Origin of the sequence: Kitasatospora sp. NPDC002551 (assembly GCF_040296005.1) — a bacterium.
Taxonomy (GTDB): Bacteria; Actinomycetota; Actinomycetes; order Streptomycetales; family Streptomycetaceae; genus Kitasatospora.
Window position 1 is genome coordinate 1 of record NZ_JBEOWI010000038.1, and the last position, 26,025, is coordinate 26,025.

Sequence of the window (26,025 nt, forward strand, 5' to 3'; positions counted from 1 at the left end):
CCACCCGCGCCTCGAACACCTCGTGCACGACCCGCGGATCCGCCGCGACGGACCCCTCACCACCCGCCGCCAGCAACCACTCCCGCTCACCGGCGCCGAGCATGCCGAGCCGGGCGACCGGACGGCCGGGCTCGGCGACGGCGGACTCCAGGAGCCGTACGAAGTGCCCGGCCATCCGCTCGACGGTGGCCTCGTCGAACAGGGCGGTGGCATAGACCAGCTGGGCCCGGAAGCCGTCCTGTCCCGCGTCGTCGACCTGGAGCTCCAGGTCGCACTTGGCGATGCGGCTGGTCATCGGGTGGGGGACGACGTCGAGGTCCGCCAGCCTCAGGCCGCCGTCGCCGCGCTGGTGCATGGTGAGGGCCACCTGGTACAGCGGCGTGCGCGACATGTCGCGCTCCGGCCGCAGCTCGTCGACGAGCTGGGCGAAGGGCACCGCCTGGTGGTCGTAGGCGTCGGCGAGGGCGGCCCGGTTGAGCGCCACCAGGTCGTCGAACCCGGTGTCCTCCTGCCAGCGGCCGCGCATCACCAGGCTGTTGACGCAGTAGCCGATCATGTCCTGCAGCTGCGGGTGGACGCGGCCCGAGACGGTCGTGCCGACCGGGACGTCGCGCAGACCGGTGTAGCGGGACACCAGGAGCTGGAACGCCGAGAGCAGCACGACGAACGGGGTGGTCCCGTGGCGGCGCGCGATGTCCCGGACGGCGGCGGACAGTTCGGCGGAGACCGGGAAGGAGACGTCGCCGCCCGCGGAGCTGCGGAAGGCCGGGCGCGGCCGGTCGGCGGGCAGGTCGGTCGACGGCAGGCCGGCGAGCCGCTCGCGCCAGTACGCCAGGTGCCGCTCCAGCGCGTCGCCGGAGAGCTCCGCGCGCTGCCAGGCCGCGTAGTCGGCGTACTGGACCGGGAGGGCGGGCAGCGGGGAGGGCCGGCCCTCGCGGAACGCCTCGTAGAGGGCGGCGAGTTCGCCGCCGAGCACGCCGGTGGACCAGGCGTCGAAGGCGATGTGGTGGAAGACCACGGTGAGGATGTGCTCGTCGGGGCCGGTGCGGATCAGCCGCGCCCGCGCGGGCCACTGCCGCTCGACGTCGAAGGGGGTGACGGCCTCCTCGGCGAGGATCCGGTCCGCCGCGGCGCCGGTGGCCTCGACGAGCGGCAGCTCCGGCTCGGCGGCCGCGTCGTCGACGAGTTGCACGGGCTCCGCGCCGGCCAGCGCGTACCGGGTGCGCAGGACCTCGTGCCGGGCGGTCAGTTCGGTCCAGGCCCGGCGCAGCGCGGCGACGTCGAGCGCGCCGCGCAGCCGGAAGGCGAACGGCACCAGGTACTCGGGGCTGCCCGGTTCGAGCCGGTTGAGGAACCACATCTGCCGCTGCCCGTGCGACAGCACCAGCGGGGCGGTCCGGTCCGCGGGACCGATGCCCGGCCGGCCTCCGCGCGGTGCCGCCCCGCTGAGCCGGCGGCGGAGGAGCTCTTCCCGAAGGGCGTCGACGGCAGCGCCGTCCCTGTTGTTACCGGCGCTCATCTCAGCTGCTCCTCTGCCACCGCTACTGCGTAGCCGACTTGATGTGGGACCTTGCTCGCTTTTCCTCGACCGGCCTCCGGCGGCCGGGAATTCAGTGCGCGGGCTGCTGCTCCATGCGCCGGCGCAGGCTCAGCGGACGCATGTCGGTCCACACCTCGCCGATGTGCTCCAGGCAGGCGGCACGGGTTCCCGTGGTGCCCTCGGCACGCCACCCGGCGGGCAGCTCCCGGTCGGCCCACCAGACGGAGTACTGCTCCTCGTCGTTGACCACGACCAGGTAGATCTCGGCGTCGTCCCGCTCTTCAGCCATCAGAAGTCCTCACATGAGAGACGGAGTTCGGATTCTCGGATGCTCGTCGATCAACGTCTGAAGCTTTCTCGACCGCCCGATACTTCGCCTATACCGGAGCTATGCGGGCGTCCACGGGCGCGCCCCGGCCGGTGTGCGGACGCGCGAAGCGCCCCGCCCCGGGAGCCGGCGGATGCCTGACTCCCGGGACGGGGCGCTTCGGTGGTGCGGTACGCCCCGCCTACGACACGGGGGAATGGTGGGCGGGGCGTACCGGCTCAAGGGTGGGCGCCGCGGACTCCTGCGCCGCCGGGCGGTGCCGGCCGCGCCCGGAGGCCGACCAGGCGCGGTCGCCCAGCAGGGCCATCGCCGCGGGCAGCAGCACGCCGCGCACGACGGTGGCGTCGATGAGGATGGCCACGGCCATGCCGACGCCCATCATCTTGTACTCGATGGCGGTCAGGCTCACGAACACCGTGAACACGGCGGTCATGATGGCGGCGGCGCTGGTGACCACGCCGGCGCTGCTGCCGATGCCGCCGATGATCGCGTTCTTCGAGCTGGCGCCCTTCGCCCAGCGCTCCCTGATCCGGCTGAGGATGAAGATGTGGTAGTCCATGCTCAGGCCGAACAGGATCACGAACATGAACAGCGGCAGCCAGGCGACCACACCGCCGTACGAGGTGAAGCCGAGCGGCGAGGCCAGGTTGCCGTCCTGGAAGACCCAGGTGAGCACGCCGTAGGCCGCGCCGATCGAGAGCAGGTTGAGCAGGATCGACACCAGCGGGATGGCCCAGGAGCGGAAGGCGACCAGCAGGAGCACGAAGGCCAGGGCGAGGATGAAGGCGAAGACCGCGATGGTCCGCCCGTTCAGCCGCTGGGCGAAGTCGTACGGCTGCGCCGTCTTGCCGCCGACCGCGTAGTCGACGCCCTGCACCGCGCCGACGGTGGCGGGGAGCACGGTGTCCCTGAGCTTCTCCAGCGACCGGTTGGAGGTGTCGTCGGTGCCCTTGCCGACCAGCGGCACCCGCACCACCATCGCGTCGCCGATCGGCACCGCGGTGATCGGCTCGGCGATGCCGCTGCCGGGGGTGGCGGCCTGCTTGTGCAGGGCGCCGACCGCCTCGCGCAGGGCGGGGGTGTCGACCTTCCCGCCGGAGCGGTCGGCGATCGCGACCCGGGCGGGGCTCGCCGAACCGGGGAACGCCTCGTTCATGCGCACCGCGGCGTCCACGGGGGCGACGCTGCGCGGCAGGCTGTCGGTGGTGGCCGGGTCCTGCAGGTGCATGCCGAGCGCGGGCAGGGCCATGACGAGCAGGACGAGCGTGGCGATGCCACCGGTCAGCGCGGGGCGCCGCACGACGCCGCGGGCGATGGACGACCAGGTGCGCGACTCGCGGGCCGCGGTCCGGCGCCGGCCCAGCCACGGGATGCGGGCCTTGTCGACGCGGTGGCCCAGGGCGGCCAGCAGCGCCGGCAGCACCGTCACGGAGCCGACCACCGTCAGGCCGACGACCACCACGGTGCCGGCCGTCAGGCCCTTGAAGACGTCGAGCCCGGTGAACAGCAGGCCGCACACGCAGACCATCACGGTGAGCCCGGAGACCACCACGGCGTGGCCGGAGGTGCGGGCCGCGATCGCGAGCGCCGTGCGGGTGTCGTGTCCGGCGAGCCGCTCCTCGCGCTCCCGGCGCAGGTAGAACAGCGAGTAGTCGATGCCCACGGCCATGCCGATGAGCAGCACGATGGAGGAGGCGGCGCTGTTGACCGGCACCACCTTGCCGATGGTCTGCAGGAGGCCGAAGGTGGCGATGACCGCCGTCGCCGACAGCAGCAGCGGGATGCCCGCGGCGATCAGCGAACCGAAGACCACGAGCAGGATCACCAGGGTCAGCGGCAGCGAGGTGACCTCGGAGCGCTTGAAGTCGTCCTTGATCGCGTCGTCCACGACGGCGTTGAGGCTGCGGTCGCCCGCCTGCACGATCCGCAGCTGCGGATGGGTGTCCTGGGCCTTCTTCACGAGGTCGAGGACCGCGCGGTAGTTCTGCTTGCGGTTCTCCAGGGGGCCGGCGAGCTCGAAGGTGACGAGGCCGGAGCGGCCGTCCTGGGAGATCCAGCGTCCGCCGTCGGCGCCCAGCGGCGAACCGATGTCGGCCACCGCCTCTCCGGTGCCCTGCAGCGCCGTCACCAGGCTCTGCGCGGCCTCCTTGAGCTCGGGGCTGGACAGGAACGCGGGGCCGCCGGCCTCGCGGGCCTGGATCAGGACGTTCTCGCGGATGGAGTCGCCGGCGTCCTCGGCGCGCACGATCCGCTGGGCCTTCCCGGCGTCGCCCGGGTCGGTGGAGCGGGCGTCGCGCCCGCTGATCAACGAGCTGGAGAGGACGGCGACGATCACGAGGGCCAGCCAGCCGGTGATCGCCAGCGTCCGGTGGCGGACCGACCAGCCGACGACGGATTCCACGACGCCGCCCTTGGCGGCCGTCACGTCCGGTGTCCCGCCGCCGGAAGGCGCGGCATCCGGCTTGCCTTTGCGCAGCATGAACTGCTCTCCTTGAGATGGAGGTGCTTGTCCAGGGAAAACTCGCCTGTCGGCGAGGGAGATGCCTTCCGAAACCGGGGCCGCCGAGTTGCCGCTCGGCGGCCCCGCTCGATGTGTCGCGTGGTGCGCGAAGGCGACGCGCGCCCGCCTCCTACTCGACTTCCTTGAGGATCCGCTCCAGCGACTCCAGCCGCCCGCGCATCTCGGAGAGTTCTCGCTCGGTGTCCTGCTGGACCGCGACGGCCGTCTCGGCCAGCTTGCGGTACTCCCCTTCGCGGGCCAGCGCCGCCTTGGCGCGGTAGGTGGCACCGAACTGCCAGATGAGCACCGCGAGCACCACGGTGACCAGGAGGAAGAGGCCCAGCGCCCCGATGATCTCCGTCCAGTCGGACCCGTTCATCGGTCCCCCCCCTTCTCCTCGCGCCCCGGCGCCGCGTCGGCACTGGTCAGCGTCGGCATCACGGCCGCGATCGACTCCGGCGTCAGGTGCACCGCGAAGGGTGTCACCTCGTAGAACTTCATCGCTTTCCCATCGGGTGAGATCTCCAGCTGCGCCGACACGAGCCCGGCCGTCTCCAGCTTCTTCAGGTGGACCTGGAGCAGCGCGCGGCTGATCCCCATGTCCCGAGCCAACTGGCTCACGTACTTGCGCCCCCCGGCCAGCACCGCGACGACCCGAAGGCGGTGCGGGTTGGCCAGGGTCGCCAACATCAGCACCAGCTCATCACCGGTTGGCAGTGGCGTCTTCATCGCAACACCCAGCACATGCAAAGGAACGTTAGCAGGTACTCATTTCTCTTGTCATCTGCCAATGCAGAAGGGGCCCGGCCGAGACGGCCGGGCCCCTTCCTCAGTGCTGACCGGGCATCAGGAGCAGCGCCACACAGCGGGGAACCTGGGGTAGGTGGTGCCGGCCGGAGCGTTCGCTCCGCCCAGCGTCCCGCCGTCGTTGAGGGCGTACACCTGGCCGTCGCCGGCGACCGTGGCCGCCGTGGCGGTGCCCTGCCACAGCGTGGTCGAGCGGGACCTGCCGGAGGTGCCGAGGATCAGGCCGGTGCTGTTGACGTCCGAGGTCCCGTAGCTGTCGGTCAGCCGCGCGGCCTGGCCGGAGGCGCCCCACACGACGCCGAACCGGCTGAAGTCCGCGGCCTGGCCGTCGCCCGACACGACGCCGTTGGAGATCGCCGAGATGGTGGCGTTCACCGCCCCGGACGGAATCGGCAGCGCCCGCGCGACACCGGCCTTCCAGAGGTAGGGGCGGGTGGTCCCCTTGATGTCGTCGACGGCCGTGACCGCGACCGTGCCGTCCGTGTCGACACCCTCGACCCGGCTGCCGACCGGGAACCCGGACGGCCGGACCGCGGGCCCGGTGCTGCCGGCGGGCCAGTGGAAGACGACCCGGTGGTTGGGGTCATCGGCGTAGCCGTCGCCGTAGATGTCGCCGTTCGCCGTGACCACCCGCGCCACGACGTCGTAGGCCCCCGCGGGCAGCGGCAGCAGTTCCAGCCGCCCGTTGCGGGAGCGGATCGGGAAGTCCTTCCCGGTCGGCCAGCCGTCGTCGGAGCCGGTGAGCTGCCAGGCGTAGCCGACCGCGACGCCGGAGGCGTTCACGTCGAAGACGCCGAGCGTGGTGTCGGCGCCGGTCACGACTCCCAGGTCGGTGACGGTGCCGCCCGACCAGATCGCCGCGTGCGGCTGGGTCCCGCCGGAGACCGGGTACTCGATCCGCCCGGCGTAGACGTCCGTACCGGCCATCGCGGTGACCACGCCCGCGGTGGCGCCGGCCGGGACGGGCAGCTGGCTGGGCCGGTAGGTGCAGGCCGCCGGCGCGGCCTGGGCCACCGGGGCGAGGCCGCCGAGGCCGGTGGCGGCCATGACGGCGGCGGCCGTCAGGGCGAAGCGCTGTGTGCGGTTCATGGCTTCCTTCCGAAGAGGGGTTACCGGCCTCCCAGCCTCCGAGCCCGCCCTATATTCCGTCTCTGCCGCCCTCCGCCCCGCCGCCGCACCCGCGGGCCCTATAGGGCAGGTATAGGTCCCGCTCCCACCCTGGACGGGTTCCGGCTCCGCCCGCTCCCGCAGCGCCTCGTGGGGGCACCCGCCCGATCCGTCGCCCACCTCGCCCACCGTGAAGGCCCGGCGGCCCCGCCCGACGGCCCCTTCGCCCGGAAGGAAGCGCCCGTGTCCGCAACCGATCCGCTGCCCGGACTCCTGATCGCCGTTCCGACCGTGATCGTCGCCTGCCGGGCCGGCGCCGCCCTCGCCCGCCGCGTCGGACAGCCGCCCGTCGTGGGGGAGATCGCCACGGGCATCCTGCTCGGCCCCTCGCTGCTCGGCCAGCTGTGGCCCGAGGCGCAGCGGCTGCTGATCCCCCCGCAGTCCATCCCGTACACCGGGGTGCTCGGCCAGCTCGGCCTGCTGGTCTTCATGTTCCTCATCGGCCTGGAACTGGAGCTGGGGACGCTGCGCGGCCTCGGCCGGACGGCCCTGGCCGTCAGCCAGGCCGGGATCCTCCTGCCGCTGGCCCTCGGGGCGACGCTCGCGCTCGGCATGTACGGCCCGCTCGCCCCCGACGGCGTCGGACGGCTGCCGTTCGTCCTGTTCATCGCCGTGGCCCTGAGCATCACGGCCTTCCCGGTGCTGGCCCGGATCCTCACCGACCGGGGCATCTACCACTCGCCGCTGGGCGCCCTCGCGATGGCCTGCGCGGCCGTCAACGACGCCATGGCCTGGTGTCTGCTCGCGATCGTGGTGACCGTCACCCACAGCGGCTCCGCCTTCGAGCCGGTGCTCACCGCCCTGATGTCGGCGGGCTTCATCGCGCTCATGCTGTACGCGGTACGGCCGCTGCTCGACCGGCTGGCCCGGCGGGCCGCCCTCACCGCGGGACCGCGGACGGCCGGGGCCGACGGGGACCCGGCCGAGGGCGGGCGGGACAACCTCGTCCTGCTCGCGCTGTTCGCGGGCCTGTGCCTGTCCTCGCTGGCCACCGACCGCATCGGCCTGCACGCCCTGTTCGGCGCGTTCGCCCTCGGGATGGTCATGCCGCGCACGTCACCGGAGATCCACCGCGCCGCCTCCCGGCTGCGCACCGTCGTGGTGCCGCTGCTGCTGCCCCTCTTCTTCGCGCACACGGGGCTGCGCACGGACATCGGCATGCTGGGGTCGGACCCGGCGCTGTGGCTGTGGGCCCTCGCGGTCTTCGCCGTCGCGGTGCTCGGCAAGTGGGGCGGCAGCGCCGCGGCGGCGCGCGCCTGCGGACAGAGCTGGCGCAGCTCGCTCTCGGTCGGCGCGCTGATGAACTGCCGCGGACTGACCGAGCTCGTCATCCTCAACATCGGACTCGAACTGGGCGTCATCGGCCAGGACCTGTTCACCATGCTGGTGCTGATGGCCCTCGTCACCACGGCCCTCACCTCCCCGGCGCTCAACCGGCTGCGCGGCGCGGGCGACGGAACGGAGCCCTCCCCGGCACCGGGGGCGGGCTCCGGGAACCCGAGACTGGAGGTCGGGAGCCAGGGTCCGCCCTCCGGCGCCCGGCGGGCCGGGGTCTGAGGCCCGGGGTCTGTCTCCTGGATTTTGTCGGATCAGCCCCGGCAAGGATCCGAGAGACAGACCCTTACGGTCCGGGCGGCGGTTCCTCGTCCTTCGACGCGGGCTCCGCCGCCCCCTGCTCCTCGTCGGACCGCACGGCGGCCAGTATCGTCTCGACGTCCACGTCCAGCTCGAACTCCACCAGCTCGAAGTACCGCAGCGCCCTCCCGTCCTCGGACAGGTCCAGGCTCCCCTCCACCAGGCCGACCTTCTCCAACCGGTCCAGATGCATGTACAACAGCGGGCGGGACATCCCCAGACGGCGGGCCAGCTCGCTGATGTACATCCGCCGTTCCGCGAGTGCGGCGATGATTCTGAGCCTCTGCGGATGCCCCACCGCAGCCAGTAAGGCTAAGAATTCGATGCTGGACATGGCCCACGCCCCCCTGAATCCGTGGTCTACCGTCCGTCGAGGCTTACCACGCTCCGTGCCGATGTCAAACGATCTGCGCGACTCGCCTCCGGTTACCGCCCCGGGCGCCCCGGACGGGGGCGCCGGCCCTCCCGGCGGGCGGGACGGTCAGCCCGCCGCGAGCACCAGCGGCAGGACCTCTCCGGCCCCCGCCCGCCGCAGCAGGCGGGCGGCCACCGCGAGGGTCCAGCCGGAGTCGGTGCTGTCGTCCACGAGCAGGACCGGCCCCGGGTCGCCGGCCAGCGCGGCGGCGAGTTCCCCGGGGACGGTGAGAGCGGCGGCCAGCGCCCGCAGCCGCTGGGCGGAGTTGCTGCGCGGCGCCACGTGGGCACCGCCCGGGCCGGTGTACGCGAGCTCCCCCAGGTACGGGATGCGCCCGATGCCCGCGACCCCCTGCGCGAGCGAGGAGACCAGCCGGGGGCGGGACAGGGACGGTACGGCGACCACCCCGACCGGCCGGGCCGGGGCCTGCGGTCCGCCCGCCAGCCAGCCGCCCGGGGAACGCGCCCAGTCGGCGAGGACCGTCACGACCGCCTTCAGCACGTCCTCGGGGACGGGCCCGTCCGGCGCCTGCTCGGACAGCAGCGGGCGCAGCCGGTTGCCCCAGCCGATGTCGGAGAGCCGGCCCAGCGCCCGGCCGGGCGAGCACTGCTCCTGGGCCGGGATGCGCCCCTTGAGGTCGACGCCCAGCGCCGGCATGCCGGTCGGCCACATCCGGCGCGGCTCGATCTCCAGCCCGGGACGGCCGAGCTCCTTCGTCGCCCCCGCCACGGTCTCGGTGGAGACGGTGGCGCTGGCCCAGGCGCCCGCGCAGTTGTCGCAGCGGCCGCACGGCACGGCCTCCTCGTCGTCCAGCTGGCGCCGCAGGAACTCCATCCGGCAGCCGGTGGTGGTGACGTAGGAGCGCATCGCCTCCTGCTCGGCCGCGCGCTGCCGGGCCACCCGCGCGTACCGCTCCGCGTCGTACGCCCAGTCGGCGCCCGTGGACGTCCAGCCGCCCTTCACCCGCCGCACGGCGCCGTCCACGTCCAGCACCTTCAGCATCGTCTCCAGCCGGCTGCGGCGCAGGTCCACCGAGGTCTCCAGGGCCGGCACGGACAGCGGCCGCCCCGCCTCGGCGAGGACCGCGAGGGTCTGGCGCACCTGGGCCTCCGGCGGGAAGGCGGTCTCGGCGAAGTACCGCCAGATCGCCTCGTCCTCACGGCCCGGCAGCAGCAGCACCTCCGCGTGCTCCACACCGCGGCCGGCGCGGCCCACCTGCTGGTAATAGGCGATCGGGGAGGACGGCGACCCGAGGTGGACCACGAAGCCGAGGTCGGGCTTGTCGAAGCCCATGCCCAGCGCGGAGGTGGCCACCAGGGCCTTGACCCGGTTGTGCAGCAGGTCGTCCTCGGCCTGCTGGCGGTCGGCGTTCTCGGTCCGGCCCGTGTACGAGGAGACCACCAGGCCGCGCTGGCGCAGGAACGCCGTCGCCTCCTCGGCCGCGGCCACGGTGAGCGTGTAGACGATCCCGGAGCCCGGGAGCTCGTCCAGGTGCTCCGCCAGCCAGGCCATCCGGTGCGCGGCGTCCGGCAGCCGCACCACGCCCAGCCGCAGGCTCTCCCGCTCCAGGGGGCCGCGCAGCACCAGGGCCTCGCCGCCGCCGGTGCCCAGCTGCTCGGCCACGTCCGCGGTGACCCGGGCGTTGGCGGTCGCCGTGGTGGCCAGCACCGGCACCCCCGGGGCGAGCTCGGCCAGCATCGCCCGCAGCCTGCGGTAGTCGGGGCGGAAGTCGTGCCCCCAGTCGGAGATGCAGTGGGCCTCGTCCACCACCAGCAGGCCGGTGGTGGCCGCCAGCTTGGGCAGCATCTGCTCGCGGAAGTCGACGGAGTTGAGGCGCTCGGGACTGACCAGGAGCACGTCGACGTCGCCGCGCTCGACCTCGGCGTGGATCGTCTCCCACTCCTCCGGGTTCGCCGAGTTGATGGTGCGCGCGTGGATGCCGGCACGCGAGGCCGCGTCGACCTGGTTGCGCATCAGCGCCAGCAGCGGCGAGACGATCACCGTCGGGCCGGAGCCGCGCCGGCGCAGCAGGGCGGTGGCCACGAAGTACACCGCCGACTTGCCCCAGCCGGTGCGCTGCACCACCAGCGCGCGGCGGCGCTCCCTGACCAGCGCCGCCACCGCCTGCCACTGGTCCTCCCGGAGCCGCGCCGTCCCCGTCGGATCACCGACCAGCTCGGCGAGGACGGCATCGGCTTCGGTGCGCAGCTCCAGATCGTTCATGCCCCCATGCAACCCGACGGCGGGGACAATCCGCCACCTCGGCCCGGACCGCCGGGCCGGCGGGGGCCCGCGGGCGGCCGGGAAGCGGTCCGGCCCACCCGAACGGAGCAGTCGCCGGGCGCCGGCCGGAGAGTGTTGCGCCCGGTGAATAATTCCGGCAGAACATGGGCTTTCGGGCGGCGTTCATCATTTCATCGTTGCCGCTCCACCCCATCTGCCCTGAGAATTGGACCGTACCCGGAGCCTGGTCCTGCGGACCGTTCCTCCGGCGTACGCAGACACCCGCGCGCCCGTGGGTCGGAAGGAGGGTCGTGATCAGCGGCAACGACCGAGGTCAGTATCCCCCCGTCCGGAGTTCGGCCCCCAGACGGGAGCTCGGCCTGGAGACCTGGGCGGCCTCGGGGATCCCGCTGCTCCGCGACCCCCGCGAACTCGTCCTGGACCTGCACCGGCGCCACCTGCCGCAGCCCGGCACCGTGGTGGTCGCCGTCCTGGACGCGCTGCACCGGGTCACCGCCTCGGCCTCGTTCGCGCCCTGGCCGCACGACACGGACGGCTGGCAGCACCGCAACGCGGTCCTCACCCAGCTGCGCCAGGTCACCCCGCACGACCTGCGGCTGCCCGCCCCGAAACGGACGGCCGTCCTGCTGCGCTGCCGCGAGGGCGCGGCCGGCTGGACGGACCAGGACGGCGCCTGGATGTGGGCCCTGCGGGACGCGGCGAGCCTGCACGGGCTGCGCTGCGGGGCGTACGTCGCCCTGACCCCGGCCGGCTGGCAGGTCCTCGGCGACGGGCGCGGCGGGCGCAATCCGCACGCGGGTTCGTGGGCGGACGGGCCGGTCCACACCGTGACGGAGCTGCCGCCGCGCACGGCGCTGGAGCCCCCGCGCGGCCAGCGCCCGCAGCGCGGCGAGCGGTCACCGCGCTCCCGCCAGTCCGAGCGCGCCTGGCCCGCCCGGGTCGCGGCGATCGGCCCGGCCCGGCGCACCGGCACCCGCTGACCGGCCGGCCGCTCCCGGGCGCCGGCGGGCGGCGGGAACGCCGCGGCCCGGCACCGCGGGGGGTACCGGGCCGGGACGGTTCTCAGGCGGGCAGCTTGCGGGGGGCCGGGGCGGCGAGCGGCGCACCGGCGGCGGCCGGGTCGGTTCCGCCGCAGACCACCAGCAGCGACTCCGCGTGCCGCAGCGCCTTGGTGTACACCGCCGCGGCGGTGTCGGCCGGGCCGCCGTTGACGACCAGCACGACCACCGGCCGGCGGGCCGGGCGGGTCAGCCCGGCGTCGGCGTAGAACACGTCGCCGCCCTCGGCGAGCTGCGCCCAGTAGCGCTCCTCGCCGAAGGAGAGCTCGTGCTGCTGCCACGGGTGCGCCGCGCCGACCGTCAGCACCAGGACGGCACCGGGGTCGCGGCCGGCCTCCAGCAGCAGGTCGACGGTCTCGTCCGCGCGGTCCAGCGCCTCCGCCTCCGCGGCGGGGACGTGCCGGACCTCGACCTGCGCCGGGCGGGGCGCGGGCCGCGGAGGGCTGGGCTTGGGAATCGGGTTCGGGCGCGGCGAAGGCCCCGGACGGTCCGTACGCGCGGCCGCCGCACGCGGCGGTGCCGGCCGCGGCGGCGCGGGGCGGGGGCCCGGCACCGGCGCCGGCGTGACGCCGGTGGCCGACGGTACGGCGGCGGTCGCGCCGGTGGCCGGCGCGCGGAGGGCTTGTGCGTCCGACTCGCGGGGGCTGGGAACGCCGGGGCCCGGGAGGCTCTCTTTGATCTCCGGCTCCTCGGGGAAGACAGGCATACCCGGATATCTATCAAATGCCGGTCGAACGCGCACGGGCGCCCCACCCCTTGGGCACCGCGCGCCCCGCGCACCGCCGCGGGAGTTTCCCGACGAACCGTCAGAATCCGAGCGCGAGCTGCTCCCCGGCGGCCTCCGCGGAGCCCGCCCCGCCGGATCCGGGCAGCACCCGGATCCGCTTCAGGTGGCGCCACCGGGGCAGCCCGTCGAGGTAGGACCAGGAGAGGCGGTGGTGTTCGGTCGGGCCCAGCTCCTCCAGCGCGGCCCGGTGGACCGGGGAGGGGTAGCCGGCGTTGTCGGCGAAGCCGTACGCGGGGTGCTCCTCGCCGAGGCTGGCCATCAGGCCGTCGCGGTGGACCTTGGCGAGCACCGAGGCGGCGGACACGCAGATGCACGACTGGTCGCCCTTGATCACCGTGCGCACCCGCCAGGGGCCGCCGAGGTAGTCGTGCTTGCCGTCGAGGATCACCGCGTCCGGCTCCACCGGCAGCGCCTCCAGCGCCCGGACGGCGGCCAGCCGCAGCGCGGCGGTCATCCCGAGCTCGTCGCACTCCAGCGCCGAGGCGTGGCCCAGCGCGTACGCGGTGACCCAGTCGGCGAGCACGGGCGCGAGCGCGCGGCGGCGCGGTTCGGTGAGCAGCTTGGAGTCGGTCAGCCCCTCCGGCGGCCGGCGCAGGCCGGTGACGGCCGCCCCCACGGTGACCGGCCCGGCCCAGGCACCGCGCCCGACCTCGTCGAGGCCGACGACGGTCCTGGCGCCGGCGCGGCGCAGCGAGCGCTCGACGGAATGCGTCGGCGGGACGATGGGCATGAGGGGATCCGTTCAGCTGGTCGGCCTCCAGCCTATGCCAACCGCCCGCAGGCCCGGGCGGCCCCGGACGGGCCCGGGGACGCTCAGGGCCGGATCAGCGGGACCAGCACCTCGTCGACCAGCTGGTCGACGAACTCGGGGCCGATCCGGCAGCCCAGGACCTTGACCCGGTACAGCAGCATCGCCGGGACGACGTCGGCGACCACCGGGGTGGCGGCGTCGGCCCGGACGTCGCCGCGGGCGGCACCCCGGCGCAGGATGTCCAGGATCACGTCCTTGGTCGGCTGCAGCATCCGCTGGGCCATGAAGTCCTTGAACAGCTCCGCCTGCTCGTGGTCCAGCTCGGCCAGCACCGCGCTCATCGCACCGCCCGCCCGGGAGCTCGCGACGGAGACGAAACCCTCGACGAGGTGGTGCAGTTCCTCACGGGCGGACCCGAGCGCGGGGGTGTCGGCAGGGCGTGGGAGAGTGGAGTCCAGGGCGTCGATGACCAGTTCCACCTTGGACGCCCACCGCCGGTACAGCGCGGCCTTCCCGGTCCGCGCCGCGCCGGCGACGCCTTCCATCGTCAGCCGCGCGAACCCGCCGGAGGTGAGCTGATCGAGCGTCGCCTCGAAGATCGCCAGCTCCAGCTCCCTCCCCCGCCGCCGCGCCGGCCGGCCCAGGGCCCCGGCGACGACCTGGACGGGGCAGGAGGACCGCACGGCCTCGGGCGCCCGCTGCGCCGCCGGGCCGGCGGGGCGGCCCGCCGCCTGCTGCCGAACCAACTGATCCATCGTCACCAACCCTAAGGAACGCTTGCGTTCATAATCTCGCCAACGCTATCGTCCACAGTAGTGAACGATTCCGTTCCTTCATAGCCCGCGGGACGCCGTCGGGCCGCGCCGGACCCGAGGGTCCGCAGCATACGAAGCAATAGCCAGCAGGGGGCATCAACTTGGCTATCTCCGACACGCTCAGCAAGACCCCGTCGCGAAGCGGCCGCAGCCCGAACAAGGGCATCACGCTGACCGTCATCGCGGCCTCGCAGTTGATGGTGGTGCTCGACGCCACCATCGTGAACATCGCCCTGCCGCAGATCAGGGACGCGCTGGACTTCTCCACCACCAACCTGTCGTGGGTGATCAACGCCTACACGCTGACCTTCGGCGGCCTGCTGCTGCTCGGCGGGCGCGCGGGCGACATCCTCGGCCGGCGCCGGGTCTTCATCGCCGGCACGCTGCTGTTCGGCCTGGCCTCGCTGCTCGGCGGCTTCGCGCAGGACGGCGGCATGCTGCTGGCCGCCCGCGCGCTCCAGGGCATCGGCGGCGCGATCTGCTCGCCGACCGCCTTCGCGCTGATCGCCACCAACTTCGACGAAGGGCCCGAACGCAACCGGGCCTTCGGCGTGTTCTCCGCGGTGGCCGGTTCGGGAGCCGCGATCGGCCTGCTGGCCGGCGGTGTGCTCACCGAGTACCTCGACTGGCGCTGGGTGTTCTTCGTCAACGTGCCGATCGCCGTCCTCATCGCGTTCGCCGCGCCGCGCTTCATCGCCGAGTCGGAGCGCCACCCGGGCCGCTTCGACCTGCCCGGCGCGCTCACCTCGACGCTCGGCCTGGTCGGCCTGGTCTACGGCTTCATCCGCGCGGCGTCGGACGGCTGGTCGGACGGGCTGACGCTCGGCTCCTTCGCCGCCGGCCTGATCCTGCTGGCCGCGTTCGTGGTCATCGAGACCCGCACCGCGCAGCCGATCACCCCGCTGAAGCTGTTCGCCGACCGCAACCGCACCGGCGGCCTGGTGATGATGCTCTGCCTGGCCGCCGCCATGTTCGGCATCTTCTTCTACATCACCCTCTTCGTGCAGGGTCCGCTGGACTACAGCCCGCTCAAGGCCGGCTTCGCGTTCATGCCGATCAGCGCGTCGATCATCGTGGCCGCCCAGCTCGCCTCCAGCCTGCAGGTCAAGTACGGCCCGAAGCCGTTCATGGCGGGCGGCTCGCTGCTGGTCGCCGTCGGGCTCGGCTGGCTGACCTTCATGGACGCCGACAGCGGCTACGTGGACGGCATCCTCGGCCCCACGGTCGTCTTCGGCTTCGGCATGGGCCTGGTCTTCGTCCCGGTGATGCTGCTCGCCGTCGCGGGCGTCTCCGGCCAGGAGACGGGCGCCGCCTCCGGTCTGCTGAACTCCATGCAGCAGATCGGCGGTTCGCTCGGCCTGTCGATCCTGACCACGGTGTTCGCGCACTACGCGACCAAGGAGGGCGCGGCGCAGCTGCCCGGCTTCCTGGCCACCGCCACCCCGGAGCAACAGGCCTGGCTGGCGGAGAAGCACGAGTTCCCCAAGGGCACCACCGCGGCCAACGAGGTGCTCGCGCAGGGCATCTCGCACGGCTTCATCGTGGGCGCCGTGATGGCGGTCGTCGCCTTCGTGGTCGCCGCCGTCGTGGTCAAGGCCAAGGCCGCCGACCTGCCGTCGGACACCGCCGGTGTCGCGATGCACTGACCGGCCGCCCGCCCGTGGGGGGCGGGCGGACGGACGGCACGGGGCCGGCCGGGAGCAGAACGCTCCCGGCCGGCCCCGTGCCGTCCCCGCCGGGCTCAGCCCCCGAAGACCTCGCCGTGGCGCAGCCCGACCCGGTCACAGGCGTACCCGCGGTCCACGAGGCGGTCGGCTGTCGGACGCCCGGCGAGGATGTCCCGGGCCCGCGCGCCCGCCAGGCTGCCGGCGTACCAGGGGGTGGGACCGTCGTGCTCCAGGCCGGCGGCGATGACGCCCAGCGCGCAGGTCCGGTAGTCCCCCGGCAGCCGGTCCAGCGCCGGGACGGCGTCCGGCGAGAGGCTGCGGACGTTGCGCAGGTCGATCGTCCCGGTCCGCTCGAAGCGGGCCACGTTCTGCTCCGCGACCAGCGCGTCCGGCCCGATCAGCCCGTACCCGGCGGCGGCCAGCGCCGCGCTGAGCACCACCGCGCGCGGCAGCCAGCCGGCCGACGGCGTCAGGCCCGCCGTGATCAGCAGCAGGAAGACCACGCCCAGCCAGATCTCGACGGCCAGCACCCACAGGCGCAGCACGGTCAGCCCGGAGGCGTCCACGTAGAACCACATCCGCCCGAGCGCCGAGGCCACCACGACCAGGGTCAGCAGGCAGAGCGCGCCGAGCAGCAGCCGCGCCAGCCGGCGGTCGGCCTCGGTCGCGCGCGGCGCCCAGCGCTTGGCGACCGCGACGACCACCAGGGTCAGCACGGTGACCACCAGCAGCTGCCAGAAGCCCTGCCGGGCGTACTCGGAGCGGCTCATCCCGGTGCGCTCCAGCACCGCCTCCCCGCCGCCGAGCACCACCACCGCCTGCACCACGGCGAAGGCGCCGAACATCAGGTTCAGCGCGGCCAGCGGCAGCGCCCACTCCAGCCGGCCCCTGGCCCGGCCCGGCCGGACCGGCGTGCGGTCCCAGCGGCGCGGGCCGGCCGCGATGTGGGCGAAGCCCAGCGCGGTCGTCAGGCCGAGGACGAACAGGACCGCGCGGAGCGGGAACTCGCCGAGCTCCACGCTGGGCACCAGACTCCCGAGGACGTCGGCCATGGCCGCGTCGGCGCCGGCGAACAGGGCTCCGAAGACGACCAGCAGCACGGCCGCCACCAGGCCCCCCTTGAGCGCCGCGACCGCCCGGCCGCGACCGGCGGCGCCGCGCCCGCGCAGGGCCCCCCGGGCCCACACCAGGCCCGGGAGGAGCTGCCAGAGCAGGCCCGGCAGCGCGAGCAGGACGCCGCTCCAGCGCCGTCCGCCGTGCAGCGCGAGGGAGGCCAGGCCGACGGCCCAGACCGTGCTCAGCAGCACCGGCCAGCCGGCCTCCCAGAGCGCCGGGACGGCGAGCAGGGCGAGCGCGAGCGCGCTCCACGCGAAGGTCCAGACGCGCGGGCGGCGGCCGGCCGTGCGGGCGGCGATCCCGGCGCCGGTGGCGGCGAACGCGGCGCAGAGCAGCAGGTTGACGCCGAGTCCGGCGGCCAGCAGCCAGGACGTGAGCAGACCGGTCAGCACCGCCGCCGCCACCGTCCGGCCGGTGGCCGGGGCCTTGCGCTCCGGCTCGCTGGGCCGCAGCCAGGCGAACGGCTGCGGCGCGGGCGTACCGGGCGCCCGGTACGGCCCGGCGGCGGGACCGTGGCCCGGTCCGCCCCCGGCACCGCCGGGCGGCGTTCCGTCCGCCGCGGGTGCGCTGAATCCGGACATGGGTCCCCCTCAGAGGTCGGGTGGGCGTGCGGAACCCACCCTCCGGGCGGTCCGCCGACGGGCACGCGGAACCAGACCGGCGAGAGCACCGGGCACCACGGCCGAAGCCGACTGTAGACCATTCTGAACAGGTTCAAAAACGTTCGGCCCGGCTCTGTCACACCCCTGTGACAGAGCCGGGTCCGCTGCCCGGACACCGCCCCGGACCGGAGTCGGCCCGGGGCTCCCGCGTCAGTACGTCCCGTACAGCGAGTAGCGGAACGCGTCCTTCACCGCCGGGCCGAAGTCCGCCGGCCACGTCCCGAACGGCACCACGGTGTTGCTGTACGCGCCCTGCCCGACGGCACCCGTCGAGTAGTTCATGTTGTTGACCGCGGAGCTCGTCCCGTTGCTGTTGTAGACGAACCAGTACGAGGTGCCGGCGCTCAGCGTGAGGTCCACCGGCAGCGAGTTCCACGCGTTGGCGGTCAGCGTGCCGGTCCCGGTGCGGGCGACCAGCGACCCGGGCGAGCCGCCCGCGTCCGTGTAGACGGCCAGCTGGTACTGGTCGTTCGGCCCCGCGCCGACCGGCCCGACGTGCACGCTCAGCGCGGTGAGCCGCACCGGTTCGGCGCCGGTCGTCACCCGGCTGCCGTTCAGGTGGTTGGAGTCGGTGTCGTCGATCAGCGAGCCGACCGTGGCGTTGCCGATCCTGCGCGGCTCCGCTCCCCCGGTGGTGAACGCGAACGCGTAGGGCCCCGCCAGCGCGTTCCCGGCGAGGTCCCGGACGCCCTGGACGGTCGCGGTGTACCCGGTGGTCAGCGCCAGCGGGGCGGCGGGGGTGAACACCACGCCGCTCGCGGCCGCGTCGTGGGCGACCGTCCCCGCGACGGCCGCGCCGCCCGCCGAGGGCCGCAGGGTGACCGAGGCGCCGGTCACGCTCGCCGGGTCCAGCGGCTCGCCGAAGGAGAACCGCACCGCCGTCCCCGGCGCCACCCCCTCCGCACCGCCGGCCGGGGTGGTGCCGATCACCGTCGGCGCGGTGGAGTCGTGGCCGTACTCGGCCGTGTAGGAACCCACCGCGCCGTCGAAGAACGCGTACGCCACGCCCTTGACCGTCTCGATCCGGTACGGCACCGGCCGGCCCCCGGAGGTGATGCCGGTGAGCGTGCCGGAGGCCGCGTCGAACGGCAGCATGGCGCGCAGCCCGGTGGCCCCGCCGGTGATGTCGAAGGTCAGCGAGCCCCCGCCCGACCCGCCCGGGTGCCAGGAGAGCCCGGAGTACGCCGAGCCGTTGCGCCCGTCCAGCCAGGTGAGCATCTGCCGGCCGGACACCACCGGCACGCCCCGTGCCTTGGCGGCGGCGACGACCGCGTCCGAGGCCGCGGAGGCCGCGAAGTCGGTGTGGAGGTTGGCGGTCAGCGCCGCGTAGTAGCCCTGGGAGCCGTACGCGGCGTCGAGCAGGGTGGTGACGGTGTCCGGGTACGTCTGGCCGGACTCGTCGGTGAGCTGGGTGGTGGCCTGGTACTCGTCGATCACACTGCCGTCGGTGTCCGCGAAGCGCATGATCTGGGCCGTGCCGTTGAAGTAACCGGGCCGGTCCTGGGTGAAGTTCGACGGGTAGAAGTAGTAGTCGGTGTCCAGCCGGATCCCGTTGGCCAGCTTGGTCTTCGCCTGGGTGGCCCAGTCGTCCCACTCCACGCAGTGCGTCCGGCTGCTCGACGGGTTCGGCAGGTTCGGGTACTTGGCCCGCCAGGCGGCCAGCTGGTCGCGGTAGCGGCCCTGCAGCGCCGAGGTGCTGCCCCAGGGGCGGCAGTCGGTGGTGACGTGCACGCCGATCTCGAAGCCCTGGTCGCTGTACGCCTTGGCCTGGGCCGGGGTGAGCGGGTCGTCCGTGTAGACGTACGAGGAGCCCCGGACGCACTCCCAGTTGGCGACGGAGCAGCCCGGCGGGCTCTGCGCGAGGTAGCCGTCCCAGCGGCCGGCCGTGCCGCCGACGCCGTGGTCGTCGCCGGTCATCACCACGACGGCCTTGACGTCGCGCGGGAAGTACCAGAACCGGGGCAGCGGCTTGTCGTGGGAGGCCAGCTGGGTGAGCAGGTTGGCGAGCAGCCGCTGCTGCTCGTCGGCGATCGGGATCAGCGCCTTGTCGAGGTCGTTCCAGTCCGGCTGGCCGCCCGTGCCGAAGAACATCTCGCTGGCCTGGTAGCCGTCGACGCCGTCGCGCTGCTGGCCGGCCCAGGCGGGGTTGCCCTGGCGGGTCAGCACCACCGACCTGGCCAGGTCGTAGCTGAACGCGGCGGCCCGGCCGCTGCCGGCCGCGCGCAGGGTGACGGCCGGGTTGGCGGTCGCGGTCGCCGCGTCCTCGTAGAGGGTGGCGACGGCGGTGGCCCCGTTCAGCGTGTAGAGGTCGGCGGCGCCGTGGTAGCCCATGGTCTCGCCGGTGATCCCCGCGCCGGGCGCGGCTCCGGTGTTCACCCTGAGGTAGGCGTCGGCGCGGGTGCCGGCCGCCGGGGTGAGTCCGAACAGCGGCGCGAGCTGCTTGTCCGGGCGCATCGCCACCAGCCGGCCGCCGCCGTTGGTCCAGCTGCCGAACAGGTTCGCCTGGGCGGCGGTGAGCGGCATCTCGCCGAGCAGCACCACGTCGGCGGAGGCCAGCACCGCCGCGGTGACGGCCGAGATGTCCACCTGGCGGTAGGCGTTCAGGCCCTCCGCCTTGAGGATCTCCGCCAGGTAGCGGGTGTACGGGTTGGCCTGGCTGGTGACCAGCAGGATCGGGCCCTCCGCGCCCGGTCCGGCGCCCGGGGCCGGGGCTGGCGGGGCCACCTCGGCGGTGTACGTGGCGTGGATCGAGAAGCTCACGGCGGCGGTGGTGACCGCACCCGCGGTGGCCGGCCAACTGCCGAACGTCTGACCGCCGTTGTAGGCGCTGGTGCCGCCCGGGCGGTAGCGCAGGTTGTTGACGGCCGGGCCGGAGCCGTTGGTGTTGTAGGCCAGCCAGTAGGGGGTGTCGGCGGCCAGGGTTGCCGCCACCGGGACGCTGTTCCAGCCCGGCCCGGTGAGGGTCGCGGTGTCACTGCTCGCCAGCAGGGCCCCCGGGCTGCCGCCGTTGTCCCGGTAGATCGCCGTCTGGAACCGGTTGTTCGGCGCGGCGTCCACGCTGTCCACGTACACGGAGATGCTGCTGACCGTGCCGCCGGACGAACCGGTCACGTAGCGCGAGGCGTTGAGGTGGTGGGAGTCCGCGGAGTCGGTGGCGGTGCCGGGCTCGGTGCTGCCCAGGGTCGCCGTGGCGGCCGCCGCCGGGGGCGCGCCCGGCCCGCCGGCCAGCGCCGCCGCCGCGGCGAGGGCCGCCAGCAGGCCCACGGCCCGCCGCCACCACCCCCGGCCGCCCCTGCCCTCGCTCGTACCCGCCCGTGCGGGTGTGCCGGTGTCCGTGTCCGCCATGACCGCCCCCCTGTGCCGTCTCGGCCAACTCCCCCCAACGGTGTACCGGTTGGCCGCCGACCCTGTCCACGGAACCGCCGCATTCGCCGCCGAACGGCGTGAACCCCGACGTTCCCCCGGCAAAAGCCGCCCCGGCTCCCGGCCGGACCGGGCTCACCCCTTGACCGGGCTCACCCCTTGACCGAACCCGCCAGCAGGCCTCGCACGAAGTACCGCTGGAGCGCGAAGAACACCCCCAGCGGGATCACGATCGACAGGAACGCCCCCGCCGTGAGCAGTTCCCACCGCCCGCCGAAGGAGCCGGAGAGCTGAGCCAGCCGGACCGTCATCGGCGCCACCTCCGGTGTGCCGCCGGCGAAGGTGAGCGCCACCAGCAGGTCGTTCCAGACCCAGAGGAACTGGAAGATCGCGAAGGAGGCCAGCGCGGGCGTGCAGAGCGGCAGCACGATGGACCGGAAGATCTTGAAGTGCGAGGCGCCGTCCACCACCGCCGCCTCCATGAGGTCGCGCGGCAGCTGGGCGATGAAGTTGTGCAGCAGGAAGATCGCCAGCGGCAGCGCGAACATGGTGTGCGCCAGCCAGACCGGCGCGTAGGTGCCCTTGAGGTCCAGCGCCGGCAGCAGGGTCAGCGAACCCAGGTGCGCCCCGCCCGAGAACAGCTGGAGCAGCGGGATCAGCGCCATCTGCAGCGGCACCACCTGGAGCGCGAAGACCACGAAGAACAGCGTGTCGCTGCCCCGGAACCGCACCCAGGCCAGGGCGTACGCGGCCATCGCCGCCAGCGCCAGCGGGAACAGGGTGGCCGGCACGCTGATCGCCAGCGAGTTCACCAGGAAGGGCATCAGACCGGTCGAGACGCCGGAGCCGCCCTCGAACAGCACCGTGTGGTAGTTGTCCAGGCCGAGGTCGGGGTGGAGCAGGGCGTTCCACCAGCCGTCGGCGGTGACGTCCTGCTTCGGGCGCAGCGAGGTGACCAGCAGCCCGACGGTGGGGAGGGTCCACAGCACCGTCACCGCGATCACGAAGACCGAGGCGAGCGGGGAGGAGAAGGCCTTCCGGACGGCGTTGCCGTCGCGCCGTACGCTCATCGGACCGCACGCTCCTTGCGCAGCTGGAGGATGTTGTAGGCCACCAGTGGCAGCACCGCGAGGAAGAGGATCACCGCCAGCGCGCTGCCCCGCCCGGTGTTGAACTGGACGAAGGACTGCGAGTACATCTCGTTGGCCAGCACCTGGGTGCCGAAGTTGCCGCCGGTCATGGTGCGGACGATGTCGAAGGCCTTCAGGGTGGTGATCATCACCGTGGTCAGCACCACCACCACCGTGGTGCGGATCATCGGCACGGTGACGTACCAGAACAGCCGCACGCCCCGGGCGCCGTCCAGCCGGGCCGCCTCGGTGACCTCGTCCGGGATCGCCTTGATGGCCGCCGAGAGGACGACCATCGCGAAGCCGGTCTGCACCCACACCATGACGGCCATCAGCAGGAAGGTGTTGAGCGGCTGGGAAAGCATCCAGTTCGGCGGATCGTCCCAGCCGAGCGCGATCGCCAGCTGGCTGAGCAGGCCGATCTGCTTCTGCGAGGGATCGCGCGACTCGTAGACGAACTTGAAGATGATCGAGGCGCCGACCAGCGAGATCGCCATCGGCATGAAGATCAGCGATTTGTAGAGCGCCTGGCCGCGCATCCGGTCCACCAGCAGGGCCAGGACGAGTCCCAGCCCGGTGGCCGCCAGCGGGGCGATCACCAGCCAGAGCAGGGTGTTGACCAGCACGTCGCGCACCGAGTCGCTGGTGAGCGCCCAGCCGAAGTTCTCGCCGCCGACGAAGCGGCTGCTGTCGTCGCTGTAGAGGCTCAGGTAGACCGTGCGGACCAGTGGGGCGACGAGGCCGACCAGCAGCAGCACCAGCGCCGGGCCGAGCAGCACCAGCACGGCCAGCGGGCGGGCGATCCGGCCGGAGGCGCGGCCGGCGACCAGGAAGACCAGCAACAGGATGCCGAGGAAGCCGGCGATCGCTCCGAAGCTGTTGCCGAACTTGACCATCGCGTCGCCCCAGGCGCCGGCGGAGAGGGACATGGCGGGACGTCCTTTCCCAACGGAGGGCGGAACGGGGAACCGGGACATGCGCAAGCGGTGCCTCCCCGCGCGCGGTGCGGAGCGGGTCGGCGAGGGGTGGGCGGTGCGGGTGGGTGGCCCCGCACCGCCCTTCGGCAGGTGGTCCTGCGGCGCGCCGCCGGCGCGACGGCGTGCGCCCTTACTGCGGCCAGGCGGCGTCGATGTCCGCGGCGGTCTTCTGGATCGACTGGCCCTCGGCGAACCAGGCGGTGAGCGACTTCCACTCCTGCCCGGCACCGACCGCGGCCGGCATCAGGTCCGACCCGTCGAACCGGAACGTCGCCGCCGGGTCGGTGAGCGCGTCGGCGGAGAGCCGGTCGATCTGATCGGTGTACAGGCTCTTGTCCACGCCCTGGTTGGCCGAAACCCAGCCGGTCGCGGTCCGCACCCGGCTGCTCGCCCAGTCGCTGCTGGACAGGTAGTTCTGCACCGCCTGCACCTCGGGCCGGCTCGCGAACGCGGTGAGGAACTCCCCGCCGCCCTCCACCGGGCTGGCCACCGACGGGTTCACCGCGGGCAGCTGGAAGGCGAAGATGTCCCCCTCCGGGCCGATCTTGGTGTCCTTGGGCCACTGCGCCTTGTAGAAGGACGCCTGCTGGAGCATGAAGCACTTGCCGCTGAGGATCGGCGCGCCCGCGTCCTGGAAGGTCGTGGTGGCGATCGACTTCACGTCACCGTAACCGCCGTTCACCCAGGCCGGGTTCTGCATCCAGTCGGCGACCGTCTTCATCGCCGCGGCGATCTTCGGGTCGGAGAACTTCACCTGGTGGTTCACCCACTGGTCGTACACCTCACCGCCGTACGAGCCGAGGACCACCTCCTCCAGCCAGTCGGTGGCCGGCCAGCCGGTGGCCGTGCCGGAGGCGATGCCGCCGCACCAGGGCTTGCCGCCGCCCGCCTTGGCGATCCGGTCGCTGAGCGCCATCAGGTCGGCCCAGGTCTTGGGGGCGGCGTAGCCGGCCTGCTTGAACGCCTTGGGCGAGTACCAGACCAGGGACTTCATGTTGGCGCTCATCGGCGCGGCGTAGAAGGTGCCGTTGACCGAGCCGTAGGTCTTCCAGACCGGGCTCCACTTCTCCTGGTTGGCGACGGTCTGCGCCGGCGGCTTGGCCACCTTGCCGCTCTTGACCATCTGCGCCAGCAGGCCGGGCTGCGGAATGATCGCGAAGTCCGGGGCGTTGCCGCCGCTCACCCGCACCGGCAGCTGGGACTCGAAGTCGTTGCTGCCCTCGTAACTGATCTTGATGGCGGTGCACTTGCTGAACTCCGCCCAGGACTTCTCCAGGTTGTCCGACTCCGGACTGAGGATCGAGGCGAAGATCGTCACCGTCTTGCCGGCGTGCCCGGCGTACGGCTGGTACTTGGCGCAGTCCCCGGACAGGGTCTGGCCGGCGTCTCCCGAACCCCCCGAACTCCCGGAGCTGTCCGAACTGTTGGAGCAGGCCGCGGTCAGCGCCGCGGCGGCCAGCAGCGCCACCGCGGCGAGCGGGCGGCGTCTGCGCCGACGGGCGGCCTGTGGTGCGCGGGAAGCGGGCGGTACGGGCTCGGTCGTGGACGGCACGGTCGGGGTGGGAGTCAACGCGGTCCTCCTCGCCAGGGCGTGAGCGCTCGGCTGTACGACGGAACGACAATGCGCTGTACAGGAGTTGGACATTCGTCATGGACGCGGCGGCCGGCCGATCCAAAGACGTTAACGCAGCGGCCACCTGTCGCCAAGGTCCGGACCCGCCCTTCACTCCCGCGTGCCCCAGTTGTGACCCAGGACGCCGACGGCCCCGCCCGGAAGGACCGGACGGGGCCGAACGGGGGCCGGGCGACGACGGCTCCACTCTGCGAAGAAACGATTCTTCCTCAGAAGAGCCGGACCGGAATCTCCTTCAGCGCGTTCACCACCAGCGAGCCGCTCGGCCGCAGCTCCTCGTCCGGCACCGCGAGGGACAGCCCCGGGAACCGCTCGAACAGCGCCGGCAGCGCGATCCCCGCCTCCAGCCGGGCCAGCGGCGAGCCCGGGCAGACGTGCGGACCGTGGCCGAAGGACAGGTGCCGGATCGGATCCCGGGTGACGTCGAACAGCTCGGCGGTCACCCCGTGCTGCGCCGGGTCCCGGCCGATCGCGTTGTACGAGATCAGCACCGGCTCGCCCCGGGGGATCACCGCGTCCCCCACCGGCACGTCCTCGGCGGCGAAGCGGAACAGGAAGTTGCTGGTCGGCGGCGTCCAGCGGAGCGACTCCTCCACCACCGCGTCCCAGCCGACCTTCCCCTCCCGCACCAGCGCCAGCTGGTCCGGGTGGGAGAGCAGCGCCCGCACCGCGTTGCCGATCAGGTTCACCGTGGTCTCGTGGCCCGCCGCGATGATCACCCGCAGGGTGGCCGCCGCCTCGGCGTCGGTCAGCGCCCCGCCCTCCGCGTCGGCCAGCAGCAGCACGCTCGCCAGGTCGTCGCCGGGGGTCGCCCGGCGCCGCGCCACCAGGCCGTTGACGAAGGCGTTCAGCCCGGCGATGGTCGCCTGGATGCCCTCCGGGTTCGGCCGGGCGCCGAAGAACCGCTCGTAGAGGTCCCGCAGGTGGGCGTGCTCCGACTCGGGCACGCCCAGCAGCGAGCAGATCACCGTCATCGGCAGCGGGAAGGCGAAGGCGGACTTCAGGTCCACCACCGGCTCCCCCGCCGCCAGGCCGTCCAGCAGCCCGCCGGTGATCGCCGCGACCCGCGGGCGCATCAGCTCCACCTGGCGCGGGGTGAACGCGTGCGCCACCAGGGCGCGCAGCCGGCGGTGCTCGGCACCGTCGGTGGTCACCATGCTCGGGCCCGGCACCGCGAGGCCGATCAGCGGCCAGGTCGTCGGCACCTCGCCGCGCCGGTACGCCGCCCAGTGCCGGGCGTCCTTCACCAGCCGGGCATCGGTCAGCAGTTCACGGGCGGCCGCGTGCCGGGTCACCGCCCAGGCGGCGACACCGCCGGGCAGTTCCACCGGTACCACCGGGCCGGCGGCGCGCAGCAGCGCGCCCTCGGCGGCGTTGTCCCGCGCCAGCGGGTCGAGGGCGATCGGGGCAGGGGCGGTCATCGCTTGAGG

General features: G+C 73.5%; 20 protein-coding genes. 3 read left to right on the forward strand and 17 right to left on the reverse strand.

Annotated features, from left to right (window positions below; translation table 11 throughout):
- The 6 genes from ABT093_RS27490 to ABT093_RS27515 form a co-directional block, all read right to left on the reverse strand.
- On the reverse strand, positions 1-1,519 hold a 1,519-nt coding region (locus ABT093_RS27490), incomplete at its 3' end, for a condensation domain-containing protein (RefSeq protein WP_350569031.1).
- 91 nt (positions 1,520-1,610) lie between these two features.
- Positions 1,611-1,829 (reverse strand): MbtH family protein, encoded by a 219-nt coding sequence (locus ABT093_RS27495; protein ID WP_350569032.1) that lies wholly within the window; start codon positions 1,827-1,829, stop codon positions 1,611-1,613.
- A 220-nt stretch (positions 1,830-2,049) separates the two neighbouring features.
- Entirely contained in the window at positions 2,050-4,347 is a 2,298-nt protein-coding gene (locus ABT093_RS27500) for an MMPL family transporter (RefSeq protein WP_350569033.1), read from the reverse strand.
- Positions 4,348-4,498: 151 nt separating this feature from the next.
- On the reverse strand, positions 4,499-4,747 hold the full coding sequence (locus ABT093_RS27505) for a hypothetical protein (RefSeq protein ID WP_350569034.1): 249 nt from the start codon (positions 4,745-4,747) through the stop codon (positions 4,499-4,501).
- Positions 4,744-5,097, reverse strand: a complete 354-nt coding sequence (locus ABT093_RS27510; protein ID WP_350569036.1) for an ArsR/SmtB family transcription factor — start codon at positions 5,095-5,097, stop codon at positions 4,744-4,746. Before ABT093_RS27510 ends, ABT093_RS27505 begins: the two co-directional genes overlap by 4 nt.
- Before the next feature lie 117 nt (positions 5,098-5,214).
- On the reverse strand, positions 5,215-6,264 hold the full coding sequence (locus ABT093_RS27515; protein WP_350569037.1) for a hypothetical protein: 1,050 nt from the start codon (positions 6,262-6,264) through the stop codon (positions 5,215-5,217).
- 261 nt (positions 6,265-6,525) lie between these two features.
- Here ABT093_RS27515 and ABT093_RS27520 point away from each other — a divergent pair, with 261 nt between their 5' ends.
- Entirely contained in the window at positions 6,526-7,899 is a 1,374-nt protein-coding gene (locus ABT093_RS27520; protein WP_350569038.1) for a cation:proton antiporter, read from the forward strand.
- A gap of 64 nt (positions 7,900-7,963) precedes the next feature.
- Here the strand turns inward: ABT093_RS27520 and ABT093_RS27525 are convergent, their stop codons facing one another.
- A complete protein-coding gene (locus ABT093_RS27525) occupies positions 7,964-8,311 on the reverse strand; it encodes an ArsR/SmtB family transcription factor (protein ID WP_350569039.1) in 348 nt (115 codons plus the stop codon).
- Positions 8,312-8,458: 147 nt separating this feature from the next.
- Complete coding sequence (locus ABT093_RS27530; RefSeq protein WP_350569041.1) at positions 8,459-10,615, reverse strand: RecQ family ATP-dependent DNA helicase; 2,157 nt, start codon at positions 10,613-10,615, stop codon at positions 8,459-8,461.
- A 311-nt stretch (positions 10,616-10,926) separates the two neighbouring features.
- On the opposite strand from ABT093_RS27530, the gene ABT093_RS27535 reads away from it, so the two are divergent.
- Positions 10,927-11,616, forward strand: coding sequence for a hypothetical protein (locus tag ABT093_RS27535; RefSeq protein ID WP_502884329.1), 690 nt, complete (start codon positions 10,927-10,929; stop codon positions 11,614-11,616).
- Positions 11,617-11,698: 82 nt separating this feature from the next.
- Here ABT093_RS27535 and ABT093_RS27540 read toward each other — a convergent pair whose 3' ends face one another.
- From ABT093_RS27540 to ABT093_RS27550, 3 genes are all read right to left on the reverse strand, one after another.
- Positions 11,699-12,400, reverse strand: a complete 702-nt coding sequence (locus ABT093_RS27540; RefSeq protein ID WP_350569042.1) for a hypothetical protein — start codon at positions 12,398-12,400, stop codon at positions 11,699-11,701.
- Between the two features lie 100 nt (positions 12,401-12,500).
- Positions 12,501-13,211 carry a ribonuclease HII gene (gene rnhB, locus ABT093_RS27545; protein WP_350569044.1) on the reverse strand — a complete coding sequence of 237 codons (711 nt, stop codon included), beginning with the start codon at positions 13,209-13,211 and terminating at the stop codon, positions 12,501-12,503.
- A gap of 83 nt (positions 13,212-13,294) precedes the next feature.
- Positions 13,295-13,987 carry a TetR/AcrR family transcriptional regulator gene (locus ABT093_RS27550; RefSeq protein ID WP_350569045.1) on the reverse strand — a complete coding sequence of 231 codons (693 nt, stop codon included), beginning with the start codon at positions 13,985-13,987 and terminating at the stop codon, positions 13,295-13,297.
- A gap of 167 nt (positions 13,988-14,154) precedes the next feature.
- On the opposite strand from ABT093_RS27550, the gene ABT093_RS27555 reads away from it, so the two are divergent.
- Positions 14,155-15,693 (forward strand): MFS transporter, encoded by a 1,539-nt coding sequence (locus ABT093_RS27555; RefSeq protein WP_502884332.1) that lies wholly within the window; start codon positions 14,155-14,157, stop codon positions 15,691-15,693.
- Between the two features lie 95 nt (positions 15,694-15,788).
- Here the strand turns inward: ABT093_RS27555 and ABT093_RS27560 are convergent, their stop codons facing one another.
- The 6 genes from ABT093_RS27560 to ABT093_RS27585 all read right to left on the reverse strand — a co-directional run bounded on the left by ABT093_RS27560 (position 15,789) and on the right by ABT093_RS27585 (position 26,016).
- Positions 15,789-17,411, reverse strand: coding sequence for a DUF4153 domain-containing protein (locus ABT093_RS27560; RefSeq protein ID WP_350569049.1), 1,623 nt, complete (start codon positions 17,409-17,411; stop codon positions 15,789-15,791).
- 231 nt (positions 17,412-17,642) lie between these two features.
- Entirely contained in the window at positions 17,643-20,837 is a 3,195-nt protein-coding gene (locus tag ABT093_RS27565; protein WP_350569051.1) for an Ig-like domain-containing protein, read from the reverse strand.
- Positions 20,838-21,007: 170 nt separating this feature from the next.
- A complete protein-coding gene (locus ABT093_RS27570; RefSeq protein ID WP_350569053.1) occupies positions 21,008-21,925 on the reverse strand; it encodes a carbohydrate ABC transporter permease in 918 nt (305 codons plus the stop codon).
- Positions 21,922-22,914 (reverse strand): carbohydrate ABC transporter permease, encoded by a 993-nt coding sequence (locus tag ABT093_RS27575; protein WP_350569055.1) that lies wholly within the window; start codon positions 22,912-22,914, stop codon positions 21,922-21,924. Before ABT093_RS27575 ends, ABT093_RS27570 begins: the two co-directional genes overlap by 4 nt.
- 178 nt (positions 22,915-23,092) lie before the next feature.
- The gene (locus tag ABT093_RS27580; RefSeq protein WP_350569057.1) at positions 23,093-24,532 is read right to left on the reverse strand and encodes an ABC transporter substrate-binding protein; all 1,440 of its coding nucleotides are present in this window, start codon (positions 24,530-24,532) and stop codon (positions 23,093-23,095) included.
- A gap of 272 nt (positions 24,533-24,804) precedes the next feature.
- Entirely contained in the window at positions 24,805-26,016 is a 1,212-nt protein-coding gene (locus tag ABT093_RS27585; protein WP_350569058.1) for a cytochrome P450 family protein, read from the reverse strand.
- Positions 26,017-26,025 lie beyond the last annotated feature (9 nt).